General features: G+C 63.3%; 11 protein-coding genes and 1 pseudogene. 4 read left to right on the top strand and 8 right to left on the bottom strand.

The window, feature by feature from the left end; all coding sequences use genetic code 11:
• Positions 1–93: 93 nt before the first annotated feature.
• From C4K39_RS07875 to aceK, 5 genes are all read right to left on the bottom strand, one after another.
• Positions 94–327 (bottom strand): anti-sigma factor family protein, encoded by a 234-nt coding sequence (locus C4K39_RS07875; RefSeq protein ID WP_022642937.1) that lies wholly within the window; start codon positions 325–327, stop codon positions 94–96.
• Positions 321–935 (bottom strand): RNA polymerase sigma factor, encoded by a 615-nt coding sequence (locus C4K39_RS07870; RefSeq protein ID WP_124346053.1) that lies wholly within the window; start codon positions 933–935, stop codon positions 321–323. The genes C4K39_RS07875 and C4K39_RS07870 overlap by 7 nt, the downstream gene beginning before the upstream one ends.
• Positions 936–1,014: 79 nt before the next feature.
• A complete protein-coding gene (locus C4K39_RS07865; protein ID WP_068586028.1) occupies positions 1,015–2,136 on the bottom strand; it encodes a beta-ketoacyl-ACP synthase III in 1,122 nt (373 codons plus the stop codon).
• Positions 2,137–2,387: 251 nt separating this feature from the next.
• Entirely contained in the window at positions 2,388–6,299 is a 3,912-nt protein-coding gene (gene hrpA, locus C4K39_RS07860) for an ATP-dependent RNA helicase HrpA (RefSeq protein WP_124346052.1), read from the bottom strand.
• Between the two features lie 94 nt (positions 6,300–6,393).
• Positions 6,394–8,115 carry a bifunctional isocitrate dehydrogenase kinase/phosphatase gene (gene aceK / locus C4K39_RS07855; protein ID WP_068586035.1) on the bottom strand — a complete coding sequence of 574 codons (1,722 nt, stop codon included), beginning with the start codon at positions 8,113–8,115 and terminating at the stop codon, positions 6,394–6,396.
• A 250-nt stretch (positions 8,116–8,365) separates the two neighbouring features.
• Here aceK and C4K39_RS07850 point away from each other — a divergent pair, with 250 nt between their 5' ends.
• A complete protein-coding gene (locus C4K39_RS07850; RefSeq protein ID WP_124346051.1) occupies positions 8,366–9,259 on the top strand; it encodes a DMT family transporter in 894 nt (297 codons plus the stop codon).
• Between the two features lie 63 nt (positions 9,260–9,322).
• Here the strand turns inward: C4K39_RS07850 and C4K39_RS07845 are convergent, their stop codons facing one another.
• From C4K39_RS07845 to cysK, 3 genes are all read right to left on the bottom strand, one after another.
• Positions 9,323–10,186: a DMT family transporter gene (locus C4K39_RS07845; protein ID WP_124346050.1), complete on the bottom strand. Its 864-nt coding sequence runs from the start codon at positions 10,184–10,186 to the stop codon at positions 9,323–9,325.
• A gap of 350 nt (positions 10,187–10,536) precedes the next feature.
• Complete coding sequence (locus tag C4K39_RS07840) at positions 10,537–11,475, bottom strand: aspartyl/asparaginyl beta-hydroxylase domain-containing protein (RefSeq protein WP_068586044.1); 939 nt, start codon at positions 11,473–11,475, stop codon at positions 10,537–10,539.
• A gap of 226 nt (positions 11,476–11,701) precedes the next feature.
• Complete coding sequence (gene cysK / locus C4K39_RS07835; protein ID WP_068586047.1) at positions 11,702–12,676, bottom strand: cysteine synthase A; 975 nt, start codon at positions 12,674–12,676, stop codon at positions 11,702–11,704.
• A gap of 127 nt (positions 12,677–12,803) precedes the next feature.
• On the opposite strand from cysK, the pseudogene C4K39_RS07830 reads away from it, so the two are divergent.
• The 3 genes and pseudogenes from C4K39_RS07830 (at position 12,804) to C4K39_RS07820 (ending at position 16,058) form a co-directional block, all read left to right on the top strand.
• Positions 12,804–13,878 (top strand): annotated as a pseudogene (locus tag C4K39_RS07830) (DUF748 domain-containing protein).
• 143 nt (positions 13,879–14,021) lie between these two features.
• On the top strand, positions 14,022–14,867 hold the full coding sequence (locus tag C4K39_RS07825; RefSeq protein WP_022642923.1) for an AAA family ATPase: 846 nt from the start codon (positions 14,022–14,024) through the stop codon (positions 14,865–14,867).
• A gap of 12 nt (positions 14,868–14,879) precedes the next feature.
• Positions 14,880–16,058, top strand: coding sequence for a vWA domain-containing protein (locus C4K39_RS07820; protein ID WP_124346049.1), 1,179 nt, complete (start codon positions 14,880–14,882; stop codon positions 16,056–16,058).
• Positions 16,059–16,077 lie beyond the last annotated feature (19 nt).

Here is a 16,077-nt window from a genome sequence, read left to right as displayed (position 1 = left end):
ACGGAAGCGGGAATCACGGACGTGATTCCCTGGCAGGAACAGGCAGAAAAACATCGCGGCGGATGCCTGGCGACATCCGCGGCTTCATGACGATCAGCGCTCGCGCTTACTCTCGGCGGCCAAGCGTTCGGCCAGCTCGTCGAGACCTTCCAGCGGTGGTTCCGGCAACACGCGCAAGGTGGCCTGCAGCAGGCGCATCTGGCGAATGAAACGCCGGCAATTGGGGCAGAACAACAAGTGATGGCGGACCATCAGGCGTTCGCGAAAGCTCAATTGGCCATCGAGATAATCGCTGGATCGCGCCACTTGTTCCTTACAGGTCAGCATTGGCCGGTCTCCTCAAAATGCTCCACCGTGGCGAAGACCTTCAGACGCGCCCGGTGCAGCAGCACCCGGACATTGGATAGCGTGATCCCCAGAAGATTACAGATCTCTTCCAGTTCCAGGCCCTGGCGCTCGCGCAGCATCAGCACACTGCTTTGCAGTTCGGAGAGGCTGAGCAGGGTGTGCTCCAGGCAATCGCGAAGTTCCGCTTCAGTCAACAGGGCTTCGGGGGTGTCCTCGTGCCAGGCGAAGGGCGCCACCAGCCAGTGGCCATCGGCGGAAGAGAAACGCTCGTCGCCCACCGTGCCATGGGGCGCGGGCAGGTCGTCGAGCAGGACCTCCCGGCGATTCTGCTTGTAGCGGCCCTTGGCGGCGTTGGCGGTAATGGTCAACAGCCAGGTCTTGAGGCTGGAACGCCCCTGGAAGCCCGGCAGGTTGCGCACCACCGAAAGCCAGGCATCCTGCACCACCTCATCGGCATGCCGGTTGCCGACAATGGCGTAGGCCACCGCGCGCATGGCGCTCTGGTAGGTGGCGACCAGTTCCTTGTAGGCCTTCTGTTCGCCCGCGAGCAGGCGCTCGAGCAGTTGCGTGTCGTCAGCAGCGGCCATTCATGCCTCGTTCAATCATGCGGGTTTGCCCGGGTAAGACGCGCCGTAGAGCCGTCGCGCCACACCCGGCCCACGTGGATCAACGCTTGCGCAGAAGGACGCTGCCGATGGAGTAGCCCGCACCGAAGGAGCTGAGCACCGCCAGGGCCCCGCTGGCCAGGTCATCCTGGTGCTTGTGGAAGGCAATGACCGAGCCTGCCGAACTGGTGTTGGCGTAGGTATCGAGAATCACTGGCGCCTCCTCCAGCGTAGCCTCGCGGCCCAGGAGTTTCTTGACGATCAGGTGGTTCATGCTGAGGTTGGCCTGGTGCAGCCAGAAGCGCTTCACGTCGCTGACGTTGAGCTGGTTTTCTTCCAGGTGGGCGGCGATCAGCTCGGCCACCATCGGGCAGACATCACGGAACACCTTGCGACCTTCCTGGACGAACAGCTTGTCCCGGGCCCCGATGCCTTCCTCGGCTGCGCGGTTGAGGAAACCGAAGTTATTGCGGATGTTGTTGGAGAACTGGGTCAGCAGCTTGGTGCTGACGATCTCGAACTGATGCGCCGACGTGGCCAGCTCGGCCCGCTCGACGACGACCGCGGTGGCGGCATCGCCAAAGATGAAGTGACTGTCGCGGTCACGGAAGTTCAGGTGCCCGGTGCAGACCTCCGGGTTGACCATCAGGATCGCCCGGGCCTGGCCCAGCTGGACGCTGTTGCAGGCCGCCTGGATACCGAAGGTGGCCGAGGAGCAGGCCACGTTCATGTCGAAACCGAAGCCCTCGATGCCCAAAGCAGCCTGGACTTCGATGGCAATGGCCGGATAGGCGCGCTGCAGGTTGGAACAGGCGACGATCACCCCGTCGATATCGGCGGCAGTCTTGCCGGCCCGTTGCAGGGCCTGCTCGGCGGCGGCCACGGCCATCTGACAGAGCACCGACCACTCGTCGTTGGAGCGCTCCGGCAAGCGCGGGGCCATGCGCTGCGGATCGAGGATACCGTCCTTGTCCATGACGAAACGGCTCTTGATGCCCGAGGCTTTCTCGATGAACGCAGCGCTGGACTCAGTCAGGGCCTGCACTTCACCGCGTTCGATGGCGGCGGCATTGTCGCTGTTGAACTGGTGGACGTAGGCGTTGAAGGATTCCACCAGTTCTTCGTTGGAGATGCTGTTGGCCGGGGTAAACAGGCCGGTGCCGCTGATGACGACGTTATGCACGGTCGTTCCTCTAGTGTGTTGAGGCAGAAGGTATTGGCACCCTCGTGCCAAACCGTAAAGGGAGCGCCCCGCTGCTCAGCCTGTGCTGGAGCGCTTTCCTGGCATCGCTTTATTCCGCTTCGCCCGGGTCGCCTGTTTTACGAGCAGCCCGGGCCGGTATTTATGACCGCGAAGTTTGCCATAACCTCTGGCGTTTCGCCGCAATTGCAAGATCGACGGAACCCGGCTCCTGGGAGCCGGGCCGGCATGGATCAGGCCTCCACCTGGCTCCACTGCTTGTTCAGGCGTTTATCGGAGATCGGCGCCTTGGTCCCCAGTTGCTGGGCGAACAGCGACACCCGGTACTCCTCCAGCCACCAGCGATACAGCTCCAACTGCGGATCACGCTTGCCTTCCTGGCCGTGCTTCTGCGCCCGGGCCTGGTACTGGGCCCAGAGCCCGGCGAGCTCGGTGCTCCACACCCGATCCTTCTGCACCTGGCTGCCCAGCTTGTCGAAACGCAACTCCACCGCCTTGAGGTAACGCGGCAGTTCCTTGAACCACAGGGCCGGGGTTTCACGAACGAAGCCCGGATACACCAGGTTGCCAAGCTGGGCCTTGATGTCGTTGAGGGCCACGGCCTGGGCCAGGTCGATCTTGCCCTTGAAGCGTTTCTGCAGGCCGTGCCAGAGCTTGAGGATCTCCAGCGTCAGGCGCGCCAGGCGCTCGGCGTGCTCGGTCCAGGCACCACGCTTGCGCTCGGCCAGGGAGGCCAGGCCGGCGCCATCCCGAGGCAGGCTGGCCTCGCCGTCGAGAATGCAACTGTCGAGGCTGGCCAGGAGGATGTCCTCCACCAGGGCCTCGATCCGACCCAACTCGCGGTACAGCAGGCCCAGCTCGGTCAGCCCCGGCAACTTGCCACGCAGGAACTTGGCCGGTTCGGCCAACTGCTGCAACAGCAGGCGCTGCAAGGCCCGGCGATGCTGGAACTCGGCCTCGGCGGCGGTGGAGAAGCGCCCTTCCTTGACCGTCCCGGCTTCCTCCACCAGCGCCGGATAGACCGTCATCGACAGCCCGGCGATCTTCTGCTGGGTCTTCTGCGCCACCTCGGCGAACACCTTGGCTTGCACCGGCTGCTGGTTCTTGGCGGTCTGCGGTACTGCCAGGGCTGCCTGGCTGGCCTCGGCGAAGCGCGCCGTCAGTTCCGCCAGGTCACGGCCTTCGCCGAGGAACTTGCCCTGGGCATCGACGATTTCCAGGTTCATCCGCAAGTGGCTTTCCACCTGCTGCTCGGCTTCGCTCCAGGCCTCGTCGCTGACCCGCGCGCCGGTCATGCGCAGCAGCTCGCGCCCCAGGGCCTGGGGCAAGGAGCCTTCCGCAAACGCCATGCGTTGCAAGGCCGCCTTGACGAAGTCCGGCACCGGCACGAAGTTCTTGCGCAGGGCCTTGGGCAGGTTGCGCACCAGGGCGATGCACTTGGCCTCGATCAGGCCCGGCACCAGCCATTCCAGGCGCTCGACGGGCAGCGCCGGCAGCAGCGGTGCCGGCACCCGCAAGGTCACGCCATCACGGGGATGGTTGGGCTCGAAGTGATAGCTCAGGGCCAACTCCAGATCACCGATATGCAGGGTGTCCGGATACTGCTTGGCCGTGACCTCGCTGGCCTCGCGGGCCAGCACGTCTTCCTCGCGCATGATCAACAGTTGCGGGTCTTTCTGGCTGTTGACCCGGTACCAGCTGTCGAAAGTGGCGGTCTGGTGGATCTGTTCCGGCAAGCGTGCGTCATAGAACGCGAACAGGGTTTCCTCGTCCGCCAGGATGTCCCGGCGCCGAGCCTTGGCCTCCAGGGCATCGAGCTGCTCCAGCAACTGGGTATTGGCCGTCAGGCACTTGGCCTTGGACTGGATCTCGCCACGCACCAGGGCCTCGCGGATGAACAGCTCGCGGGATACCACCGGGTCCACCGGGCCGTAGTGCACTGGCCGGCGGCCGACCACGATCAGGCCGAACAGGGTGATCTGTTCGTAGGCCACCACTTGGCCGCGCTTCTTTTCCCAATGGGGTTCGAAGTGGTTCTTCTTCACCAGATGTCCGGCCAGGGGCTCGATCCAGTCCGGCTCGATCTTGGCCACCATGCGCGCATACAGCTTGGTGGTCTCCACCAATTCGGCGGTCATCAGCCACTGCGGGCGCTTCTTGCCCAACCCCGAGGATGGGTGGACCCAGAAGCGTCGCTGGCGAGCACCGAGGTAGTCGCCGTCCTCGGTCTTCTGGCCGATCTGGCTCAGCAGGCCCACCAACACTGCCTTGTGCAGTTTCGGGTAGTCCGCCGGCTCCTTGTTCTGGCTCAGTTGCAGGTCGCGACAGATCAGGCTCAGTTGGCGATGGGAGTCGCGCCACTCGCGCAGGCGCAGGTAGTTGAGAAAATTCTTGCGGCACCAGTTGCGCAGCGGGCTGGCCGTCAGGGCCTGGCGCTGCTCCTCGAATCCACGCCACAGGTTGACCAGCGCGGCGAAGTCCGAGTCGGCATCCTTCCATTGGGCATGGGCCTGGTCCGCGGCCTGCTGGCGCTCCGGCGGACGCTCGCGCGGGTCCTGGATCGACATCGCACTGGCGACGATCAGCACTTCCTGGAGGCTGCCCAGGCGAGCCGCTTCCAGCAACATGCGGCCCATGCGCGGGTCCACCGGCAAGCGCGCCAGCTGCCGGCCCAGGGGGGTCAGCTGGCTGTTGCGATCCACCGCCGAGAGCTCTTGCAGTAGGTTGAAGCCGTCGCTGATGGCCTTGCCGTCCGGCGGCTCGATGAAGGGGAACGCGGTGATTTCACCCAGGCGCAGGTGGAGCATCTGCAGGATCACCGCCGCCAGGTTGGTCCGCAGGATCTCCGGATCGGTGAACTCCGGCCGGCCGAGGAAATCCTCTTCGCTGTACAGGCGCACGCAAATGCCCGGCTCGACCCGACCGCAACGGCCCTTGCGCTGGTTGGCGCTGGCCTGGGAAACGGCCTCGATGGGCAGGCGCTGGACCTTGGCCCGGTAGCTGTAGCGGCTGATGCGCGCGGTGCCGCTGTCGATCACGTAGCGAATGCCCGGCACCGTCAGCGAGGTCTCGGCGACGTTGGTCGCCAACACCACCCGCCGCCCCGGATGGGACTGGAAGATGCGCTGCTGTTCGGCCGGCGACAGCCGCGCGTACAACGGCAGGATCTCGGTGTGCTTGAGCTGGGCCTTGCGCAGCATTTCCGCGGCATCGCGGATTTCCCGCTCGCCCGGCAGGAACACCAGTACGTCGCCGGGGCTACGGCGCTCGCTGCGTTCATGGGCGGCGATTTCATCCAGGGTGGCGAGGATCGCCTGGTCCACCGTGAGGTCATCCTCGACCCGGTTGCCCTCCTCGTCCTGCTCCAGGGTCAGGGGCCGGTACCAGGTTTCCACCGGGAAGGTGCGGCCGGAGACCTCGACGATGGGGGCATCGTCGAAGTGCTTGGAAAAGCGCTCCAGGTCGATGGTCGCCGAGGTGATGATCACCTTGAGGTCCGGGCGCCGAGGCAGCAGGGTCTTGAGGTAGCCCAGGAGGAAGTCGATGTTCAGGCTGCGCTCGTGGGCCTCGTCGACGATGATCGTGTCGTAGCGTTCCAGGAAGCGATCGTTCTGGGTTTCCGCCAGCAGGATGCCGTCGGTCATCAGCTTGACCAGGGTGCTGGAGTCACTCTGGTCCTCGAAACGCACCTGATAGCCCACCAACGCCCCCAATGGCGTAGCCAACTCTTCGGCAACCCGACTGGCCACGCTGCGGGCGGCAATCCGCCGGGGCTGGGTGTGGCCGATCAGGCCATGCTGGCCGCGGCCGATCTCCAGGCAGATCTTGGGCAACTGGGTGGTTTTGCCCGAACCGGTCTCGCCGGCGATGATCAGCACCTGGTGCTTGAGCAGCGCGTCTTTGATTTCATCGCGCTTGGCGGCGATGGGCAGGCTGTCGTCATAGCGGATAGTGGGCACGCTGTTGCGCCGCGCCGTCACCAGGTTGCAGGAAGCCTGCATCCGCTCCAGCCACTGGGCAAGCTTGGCCTCGTCGGGCTTCTTGCGCAGTTCGAGCAGCTGGCGACGCAACCGGTGGCGGTCGGCGAGCATGGCTTGATCGAGGTTTTTCAGCAGTTGGTCGATAGCGGGCGATTGGTCAGTCATAGGAAACGGCGACTAGCTTCAAGCGAAAAGCCGCAAGGTTAACGCAGCTTGGCGCTTTTAGCTTGCAGCTTATGACTGGCCCCCAGCACTGCCGCTATTCGTCTTCCCGGCCTTTGCGTCGATAAGGGAACACATCGATCACCTTACCGGCGCGAATGGCGTCCTGCAGGCTCTTCCAGTAGTCGGCGTTGTACAGCTCGCCGTGGAGCTGGTCGAACAGCTTGCGCTGGCCTGAGTCGGCGAACAGGAACGGCGGGAACTCCTCGGGGAAGACATCGTGGGGACCGATGGAGTACCAGGGCTCGGACGCCATCTCGTCCTCCGGGGTACGCGGTGCAGGAATGTGCCGAAAGTTAACCTCGGTGAGGAAGCTGATTTCATCGTAGTCGTAGAACACCACCCGGCCATGGCGGGTGACGCCGAAGTTCTTCAGCAGCATGTCACCGGGGAAGATGTTGGCCGCCGCCAGTTGCTTGATGGCCAGGCCGTAGTCTTCCAGCGCCTCGCGCACCTGGGCCTCATTGGCGTGTTCCAGATACAGGTTCAGGGGCGTCATGCGGCGTTCGGTCCAGCAGTGGCGAATCAGCACCGTATCGCCCTCCACCACCACGGTGGACGGCGCCACCTCCAGCAGCTCCTCGAGACAGGCCGGATCGAACTTGGCCAGGGGGAAGCGGAAGTCGGCGAACTCCTGGGTATCGGCCATGCGCCCTACCCGGTCGACGCTCTTCACCAACCGGTACTTTTCGATCACCGTGGCCCGATCGACGTTCTTCGACGGCGAGAAGCGGTCCTTGATGATCTTGAACACGGTGTTGAAGCCCGGCAGGGTGAACACGCTCATCACCATGCCACGCACGCCGGGGGCCATGATGAAGCGGTCGTCGGTATTGGCCAGGTGGTTGATCAGCGCCCGGTAGAACTCCGACTTGCCGTGCTTGTAGAACCCGATGGAGGTATACAACTCGGCGATGTGCTTGCCCGGCAGGATACGCTTGAGGAAGCCGATGAACTCCGCCGGTACCGACACATCCACCATGAAATAGGAGCGGGTGAAGGAGAAAATGATCGAGACATCGGCCTCGTCGGTGATCAGGGCGTCGATCTGGATGCCCCGGCCTTCGCGGTGCAACAACGGGATCACCAGCGGCCACTGCTCTTCGTGGGTAAAGATGCGCCCCACCAGGTAGGCGCCCTTGTTGCGATAGAGCACCGAGGAAAACAACTCCACCGTCAATTCCGGGTCCTTGCACACCCAGTCGGGCAGGTTCTCGCGCAACTGCGCCTCCAGGCGCAGCAGGTCCCCGGCCAGGTCGGCATAGTCCTCGCTGAAGCGGTAATCGTTGAAGATCCGCTCGAGCATCGTCGACAGCTCGCCCCGCGGAGTGTAGCTGCGGGTCTGGGCGGCACGGGCTCGACGCAGGCTGGGCCGGGTGGTGTGGATGAACATGCAGCCATCGCTGATCAGGTCATGGCTGAACAGCCCGCAGAAGATCGAGTTGTACCAGGTCTCGGACAGCTCATCGTCCAGGCGCAGGTCGATCAGGCTGATGTAGGCGCTTTTTACCAGGGGCCACTGGCCGACATCCATCAATGCCTCGTCGTTGAACCCGTGGTGCAGCCGGGCCACGGTTTCCCCGACCTTCTCCTCGTAGAGATTGATCCGCGCCGTCGAGGCTTTCTGCGCCTCCTGCCACTGCGCCTGCTCGAAACGATGCCGGGCGCCATCGGCGATCCGACGAAAGTGGTCGCGGTAGTCGTCGAAGCCACTCAGGATGATTCGAGCGATATCGATGGCGGGCCATGGCTGCGGCATAAGGAGACCTCTACGGGAATTTTCGTTGCCTGAGCTTAGCGACTGAAATGGCCCGAGGAGAAGCGTATTTTTGTGACCCGACGGTCGCCTCGCCCAGCATCGGCCGCCAGCGATCGGCCCCGGAAAATCCGCCACCACAATCGAACGCAACAATCGGAGTGCAGGCTAGGCCAGGCCCATGCACCAATAAGGTTTGCCATGCTTATCCAGGCTCGGCAAGATTCCCGCCCTGCCACCCAAGGAACCTTTCGTGAGACTTGTCGATCTGTTGCGCCTGTTGTCGCTAGCCGCCATCTGGGGCGCGAGCTTTCTGTTCATGCGCATCATCGCCCCGGTGCTGGGCAGCGTGCCCACGGCCTTCTTCCGGGTATCGATCGCCGCCGTCGGCTTGCTGGCCATGCTGGCGCTGATGCGGGTGAGCTGGAACTTCCACGGCAAGCTCAAGACGGTCCTGTTGCTGGGGGTGATCAACTCGGGGTTGCCCGCCACCCTGTATTCGGTGGCGGCCCTGGTGCTGCCTGCCGGCTACTCGGCGATCTTCAACGCCACCACACCGCTGATGGGAGTGCTGATCGGCGGCCTGTTCTTTCATGAACGCCTGACCCCGAGCAAGCTCGCCGGCGTGTTCCTGGGACTGCTCGGCGTCGGCATCCTGAGCCGTGCCGGCCCAGTGGCCTTCGACCATGAACTGCTGCTCGGCGCTCTCTCCTGCCTGCTGGCCACCACCTGCTACGGCTTCGCCGGGTTCCTCGCCCGGCGTTGGCTGGACCAGGCCGGGGGCCTGGACAGTCGTCTCTCGGCCCTGGGCAGCATGCTGGGTGCCACGCTGTTCCTGTTGCCATTGTTCGCCTACAGCGCACTCAGCCAGCCACCGGCCAGTTGGGGCGGCTTGAGTGTCTGGGTGTCGTTGCTGGGCCTGGGGTTGGGCTGCACGGCCTTCGCCTATGTCTTGTACTTCCGCCTGCTGAGTTCCATCGGCCCGGTACGCTCCATGACCGTGACCTTCATGATCCCGCCGTTCGGCGTACTGTGGGGAGCCCTGCTGCTGGACGAGCCCCTGTCCATGGGCCATCTGTATGGCGGGGTACTGATCGCCGCGGCCTTGTGGCTGGTCCTCAGGCCGGCGGCGAAGGCCGCGGCCTGAGCAGCAGATAGTTGCAGGAAAAACAGCCACCGGCCGGGCATTGCACCCGGCCGGTGTATTCCATCAGGCGTTCTTGCGGAACACGAACACCAGCCCGACGATGATCAGGCCCATGCCGAACAGGCTCAGCAGGGCCAGGCGATTACCGAAGATCAGGTAGTCCATCAGGGCGGTCACCGCCGGTACCAGGTAGAACAGGCTGGTGACATTCACCAGGTTGCCCTGGGCGATCAGGCGGTACAGCAACAAGGTCGCCAGCACCGACACCACCAGTCCCATCCACAACACCGGGATCACGAACCCGGCGCTGTACTCGAAATGCAGCGGCTGGAACGGCGCGAACAATCCGCACAACAGCAAACCGGCCAGGTATTGCACCGGCAAGGTTCCCAGCGGGTTATCGGTGATGCGTTTCTGCATGATCGAACCGGCGGTCATGCTCACCAGGGCCAGCAGGCCGCAGAGCATGCCGGAGATCGAGATGCCTGCCAGGCCGATGCCCTGGTACACCACCATGATCAGGCCGGCGAGCCCCAGGCCCAGGCCGAACAGGCGGCTCCAGGAGCGCTGACGCTCCATCAACACCACGGTGAGGATCGGCTGCACCCCCATGATGGTAGCCATCACCCCGGGGGTGACCTTCAGGTCCAGGGCCAGGATATAGAAGATCTGGTAGGCACCCAGCAACACCAGGCCCGTGGCCACGGCGAACCCCATGGCCCGTCGCCCCTTGGGCCACCGCAGCTTGAGCAGCGGCACCAGCAGCATCAGGCCGGCCAGGGCAATGGCGAAGCGCACCAGCAAGAAGGCAAAGGGCGAGGCATGGGCCAACCCCCATTTGGAGAAGATCGCGCCACTGCTCCAGAGCAGGACGAACAGACTCGTGGAGGCAGCCGCAAAAGCGGACTTTTTCGAAATGAGCAACATGAAACCACCTGTAGTCAGGCAAGAAGCCAATTCAGCCGGAGCTGAAGTTCAGTAGTGTTTGTTTCAGGCGGGCGCAGGGAACAGCAGCGGTTGCTGATCAGCCCGAGAAGCCAACGCCCGGCGGTGATACGACTGCGTACACCGGCGTGCTACTGACAGGTGGGGGGTTCTGACCGATCTGCACAGGCTGCTGATTCCCGCACGGCACGACGCCAGCGTTGACCGCTGAAACCACTACCGCGTTGATGAGGGATAAGGCCATGTGCCGAAGGTTCTCGAAGAAGGACAGAATGAGTCGCTTGACTCATCGAGCGCCGAATATAACCAGCGCTCGATATTCATTGCAAGATTTATCCGAACAGCCATTTCCACAGGATAACCAGCACCACCACCGCCAGGACCGGGCGCAGGATGCGGTACAGCTTGGGATTGCGGCGCTTCCACTGCTTGACCACGCCGCTGAAGCTGTCGCTGAAACGCTTGCTCCAGGCATAGGCCTGGTTGATGCCGCCGACCCGCTCGTCGTCGAGGTTCTGCGGTGCAGTGGCACGCCCCAGCTGGGCACTGACCCAACGGTTGATGCGGGTCATCAGGCCGCTGCTCAGCGGACGCTCGATGTCGCAGAACAGGATCACCCGGGTGGTCTCGGTTTCGTTCTTCACCCAGTGCACGTAGGTCTCGTCGAACATCACGTCCTCACCGTCGCGCCAGGCGTACTCCTCGCCGTCGACGAAGATCCGGCAGGCATCGGAGTTGGGCGTCGACAGGCCCAGGTGATAGCGCAGCGAACCGGCGAAGGGATCGCGGTGCGGGTTCAGGTGGCTGCCGCCGGGCAACAGCGCGAACATCGCGCCCTTGACGTTGGGGATGGCACTCACCAGCTCCACGGTCTTGGGGCACAGGGCAGCGGCCGAAGGCAGTGGCTTGTCGTACCACTTGAGGTAGAAGCGCTTCCAGCCCTTCTTGAAGAACGAGCCGAAACCGGCGTCGTTGTTCTTCTCGGCGGCGCGGATGTAGCCCTCGTCGAACAGGTGCATGGCCTCGTCACGGATGGTTTCCCAGTTGTCACGCAGCACATCCAGCTCAGGAAACTTGCTGCGATCCAGGTAAGGCTTGGAAGGCACGCCCGAGAACAGGTACATCAGGGTGTTGTAGGGAGCGAACAACGCCGAATGGTTGACGAACTGGCGCAGTACCGGCAGGCGCGCCTTACCGCGCAGATGCACGAAAAGGATGCTGCCGATGAACAGCGACAACACCGCGAACTTGGCGGCAAAGGAAAAGCTCATGCAACAACTCCTTGGAAATAGGCACCGGTGGGGGGAGCGATCACCCGACCTGGCAGCCGGTCATGATAAACACTCCTGAACCCCGGAAAAACCCGCACGACCGAACATTCAGCATTAACGGTCGTGCAACAAAGGCGTTAAGTAGCATAAGTCGCGTAGGGAACGGCTGATGTGGGTCAGCCAATGGCCCACCAGTTCGACCCGGAGGGCAATCGGCACAGGTTGCCTACTGCTGGTTCTCCTGCTCGGTGAACAGGTCGCTGAACAGCATGCTGGAAAGGTAGCGCTCGCCGGAGTCCGGCAGGATCACCACGATGGTCTTGCCTTGCATTTCCGGGGTTTCCGCCAGGCGTACCGCCACGGCCATCGCTGCCCCGCAGGAAATACCGCAGAGAATGCCCTCCTCCTGCATCAGGCGCAGGGCCATGGCCTTGGATTCCTCGTCGGTCACCAGCTCCACCCGGTCCACCATTTCCAGGTCCAGGTTCTTGGGCACGAAACCGGCGCCAATGCCCTGGATCTTGTGCGGGCTGGGCTTGATCTCTTGCCCGGCGAGCTTCTGGCTGATCACTGGCGAGGTGGCGGGCTCCACCGCCACCGCAAGGATCGGCTTGCCCTGGGTCTTCTTGATGTAGCGCGATACGCCGCTGATGGTGCCACCAGTGCCGACGCCGGCCACCAGCACATCCACCGCGCCATCGGTGTCGTTCCAGATCTCCGGGCCGGTGGTCTTTTCATGGATCGCCGGGTTGGCCGGATTATCGAACTGCTGCGGCATGAAGTACTTGCCCGGGTCGCTGGCAACGATTTCCGCCGCCTTGTCGATAGCGCCCTTCATGCCCTTGGCCGGCTCGGTGAGCACCAGCTCTGCCCCCAGGGCCTTGAGCACCTTGCGTCGCTCGATACTCATGGAAGCCGGCATGGTCAGCATCAGCTTGTAGCCACGGGCCGCGGCCACGAAGGCCAGGCCGATCCCGGTGTTGCCCGAGGTGGGTTCGACGATGGTCATGCCCGGCTTGAGCCGGCCCGTGCTTTCGGCGTCCCAGATCATGTTGGCGCCGATGCGGCATTTCACCGAGTAGCCCGGGTTGCGCCCTTCGATCTTGGCCAGGATGGTCACCCCACGCGGGGCGATGCGGTTGATCTGCACCAAGGGCGTGTTACCGATGGAATGGGCATTGTCAGCAAAAATTCGGCTCATGGCTGGGTCCTTATGCAGCAGTGAAGAAGTCCCCAAGGGTATGCCTGGCATCCTTGAGCGTCCAGTCGCGCCGAACGACCTGGAGCCTGGGCAGTCAATGCCTTTATAGGACTGGAGGCTGCCACCCATGAAACGTCGCTATCGTTGGCCCCTGTGGACCCTCGCGGGCCTGGTCGTGCTGCTGGCCGGCCTGCACATCGCCCTGCCCTACCTGGTACGTGACTACCTGAACGACAAGCTCGCGGACATGGGCGACTACCGTGGCCGGGTCAACGATGTCGACCTGGCCCTGTGGCGCGGTGCCTACCGCATCAACGGCCTGGAGATCGTCAAGGTCAGCGGCAAGGTGCCGGTGCCTTTCGTCAAGGCGCCGTTGATCGACCTGGCGGTGAGCTGGCATGCGCTGTGGTACGACCACGCGGTGGTGGCGCGGGTGCAGTTCGCCCAGCCCCAGGTGAACTTCGTCGATGGCGGCGACAGCCAGTCTTCGCAGACCGGTGCCGGCACCGACTGGCGGGCGCAACTGGGCAAGCTGCTGCCCATCACCCTGGATGAAGTGCGGATCGATGACGGCACCCTGCACTTTCGCAACTTCGGCTCCCATCCACCGGTGAACCTGGGCGCAACCCAGGTCAATGCCAGCTTCTACAACCTGACCAACGTGGTCGACACCCAGGGCAAACGCGACGCCCGCTTCGAGGGCAAGGCCCTGCTGCTGGGCCAGGCGCCCCTGGAAACCAGCGCCACCTTCGACCCCCTGAGCAACTTCGAGGACTTCGAGTTCCGCCTGCGAGCCCGGGATATCGAGCTCAGGCGTTTCAACGACTTCGCCTCGGCCTACGGCAAGTTCGATTTCAAGGCCGGGCACGGCGACCTGGTGATCGAGGCCCAGGCCGAGAAGGGCCAACTGCACGGCTACATCAAGCCGCTGCTGCGGGACGTGGAAGTCTTCGACTGGCAACAGGACGTCGAGAACCGCGACAAGAATGTGTTCCGCTCGGTCTGGGAAGCCCTGGTGGGCGCCGGGGAAACCCTGCTGAAGAACCAGCGCAAGAACCAGTTCGCCACCCGGGTCGAGCTCAGCGGCAACGTACACCAGCAAGATGCCAGCACATTTCAGGCGTTTTTTGCAGATTTTGCGCAACGGTTTCATCCAGGCTTTCAATGCCCGCTACGAACAGCCCAAGCCGTCGACTGACTGAGTCACCCCGTGACGCTCCATTCAGAGACTGAATGGAGCGTCTGCGTTCACACTCGAGCAGGCGCCGCGTTATAGTCGCGCCATCACCCCCTATTCAACCGACCTGCCCCGGGCAGCTCGCCGTCACCGTTCGAGGAATTGCAGATGAAGTTCGAAGGCACCAGCGCATACGTCGCCACCGATGACCTGAAGCTGGCAGTCAACGCCGCCATCACCCTGGAGCGTCCGCTGCTGGTCAAGGGCGAACCCGGCACCGGCAAGACCATGCTCGCCGAGCAGTTGGCCGAGTCCTTCGGTGCCAAGCTGATCACCTGGCACATCAAGTCCACCACCAAGGCCCACCAGGGGCTCTATGAATACGATGCGGTGAGCCGCCTGCGCGATTCGCAGCTGGGTGTGGACAAGGTCCACGACATCCGCAACTACCTGAAGAAGGGCAAGCTGTGGGAGGCCTTCGAATCCGAGGAGCGGGTGATCCTGCTGATCGACGAGATCGACAAGGCCGATATCGAGTTCCCCAACGACCTGCTGCAAGAGCTCGACAAGATGGAGTTCTACGTCTACGAGATCGACCAGACCATCAAGGCCAAGCAGCGGCCGATCATCATCATTACCTCCAACAACGAGAAGGAACTGCCGGACGCCTTCCTGCGCCGCTGCTTCTTCCACTACATCGCCTTCCCTGACCGCACGACCCTGCAGAAGATCGTCGACGTGCACTACCCGGACATCAAGAAGGACCTGGTCAGCGAGGCGCTGGATGTGTTCTTCGACGTGCGCAAGGTGCCGGGCCTGAAGAAGAAGCCCTCGACCTCGGAACTGGTGGACTGGCTCAAGCTGCTGATGGCCGACAACATCGGCGAGGCCGTGCTGCGCGAACGCGATCCAACCAAGGCCATCCCACCGCTGGCCGGCGCCCTGGTGAAGAACGAGCAGGATGTGCAACTCCTCGAACGCCTGGCTTTCATGAGCCGTCGCGGCGGTCGTTAAGAGGGCATCGGCATGCTGCTCAACCTGTTCAATGAAATGCGCGCCGCCAAGGTACCGGTGTCGGTGCGCGAGCTGCTGGACCTGATCAACGCCCTCAAGCAGCGCGTGACCTTCGCCGACATGGACGAGTTCTATTACCTGGCCCGGGCGGTCCTGGTGAAGGACGAGCGTCACTTCGACAAGTTCGACAGGGCCTTTGGCGCCTACTTCAACGGCCTGGAGAAGCTCGACGACCACCTGCAGGCGCTGATCCCCGAGGATTGGCTGCGCAAGGAGTTCGAGCGTTCGCTCAGCGATGAGGAACGGGCGCAGATCCAGTCCCTGGGCGGCCTGGACAAGCTGATCGAGGAGTTCAAGAAGCGCCTGGAAGAACAGAAGGAACGCCACGCCGGCGGCAACAAGTGGATCGGCACCGGCGGCACCAGCCCCTTCGGCTCCGGCGGCTTCAACCCCGAAGGCATCCGCGTCGGCGACGCCGGCAAGCGCCAGGGCAAGGCGGTCAAGGTCTGGGACCAGCGCGAGTACAAGAACCTCGACGACTCGGTGGAGCTGGGCACCCGCAACATCAAGGTGGCCCTGCGCCGGCTGCGCAAGTTCGCCCGCCAGGGTGCGGCCGAGGAGCTGGATATCGACGGCACCATCGACCACACCGCCCGGGATGCCGGCCTGCTGAACATCCAGATGCGTCCGGAACGGCGCAACAGCGTCAAGCTGCTGTTGCTGTTCGACATCGGCGGCTCCATGGATGCCCACGTGAAGATCTGCGAGGAACTGTTCTCGGCCTGCAAGACCGAGTTCAAGCACCTGGAGTACTACTACTTCCACAACTTCATCTATGAATCGGTGTGGAAGAACAACCTGCGGCGCGGTTCGGAGCGGACTTCGACCCAGGACCTGCTGCACAAGTACGGCGCCGACTACAAGGTGATCTTCGTCGGCGACGCCGCCATGGCCCCCTATGAAATCACCCAGGCCGGCGGCAGCGTCGAGCACTGGAACGAAGAAGCCGGTTATGTGTGGATGCAGCGCTTCATGGAGAAGTACAAGAAGCTCATCTGGATCAACCCTTACCCGAAGGACACCTGGGGCTATACCGCGTCCACCAACATCGTCCGCGAGCTGATCGAGGACCAGATGTATCCGCTGACCTTGCGCGGCCTGGAAGAAGGCATGCGCTTCCTGTCCAAGTAGGCGGCGCTCTTGCTGGGGC

Source organism: Pseudomonas sessilinigenes (assembly GCF_003850565.1).
Taxonomy (GTDB): Bacteria; Pseudomonadota; Gammaproteobacteria; order Pseudomonadales; family Pseudomonadaceae; genus Aquipseudomonas; species Aquipseudomonas sessilinigenes.
Note: the sequence above shows the minus strand (reverse complement) of the source record. Positions and strands in the feature narration are given on the sequence as shown.

Excerpts from the sequence above, each read along its gene's own strand:
- C4K39_RS07825 (WP_022642923.1), top strand. The coding sequence starts at position 14,022 with ATGAAGTTCGAAGGCACCAGCGCATACGTCGCCACCGATGACCTGAAG.
- C4K39_RS07840 (WP_068586044.1), bottom strand. The coding sequence starts at position 11,475 with ATGAGCTTTTCCTTTGCCGCCAAGTTCGCGGTGTTGTCGCTGTTCATC.
- cysK (WP_068586047.1), bottom strand. The coding sequence starts at position 12,676 with ATGAGCCGAATTTTTGCTGACAATGCCCATTCCATCGGTAACACGCCC.
- C4K39_RS07820 (WP_124346049.1), top strand. The coding sequence starts at position 14,880 with ATGCTGCTCAACCTGTTCAATGAAATGCGCGCCGCCAAGGTACCGGTG.
- C4K39_RS07875 (WP_022642937.1), bottom strand. The coding sequence starts at position 327 with ATGCTGACCTGTAAGGAACAAGTGGCGCGATCCAGCGATTATCTCGAT.
- C4K39_RS07845 (WP_124346050.1), bottom strand. The coding sequence starts at position 10,186 with ATGTTGCTCATTTCGAAAAAGTCCGCTTTTGCGGCTGCCTCCACGAGT.
- aceK (WP_068586035.1), bottom strand. The coding sequence starts at position 8,115 with ATGCCGCAGCCATGGCCCGCCATCGATATCGCTCGAATCATCCTGAGT.
- C4K39_RS07870 (WP_124346053.1), bottom strand. The coding sequence starts at position 935 with ATGGCCGCTGCTGACGACACGCAACTGCTCGAGCGCCTGCTCGCGGGC.
- hrpA (WP_124346052.1), bottom strand. The coding sequence starts at position 6,299 with ATGACTGACCAATCGCCCGCTATCGACCAACTGCTGAAAAACCTCGAT.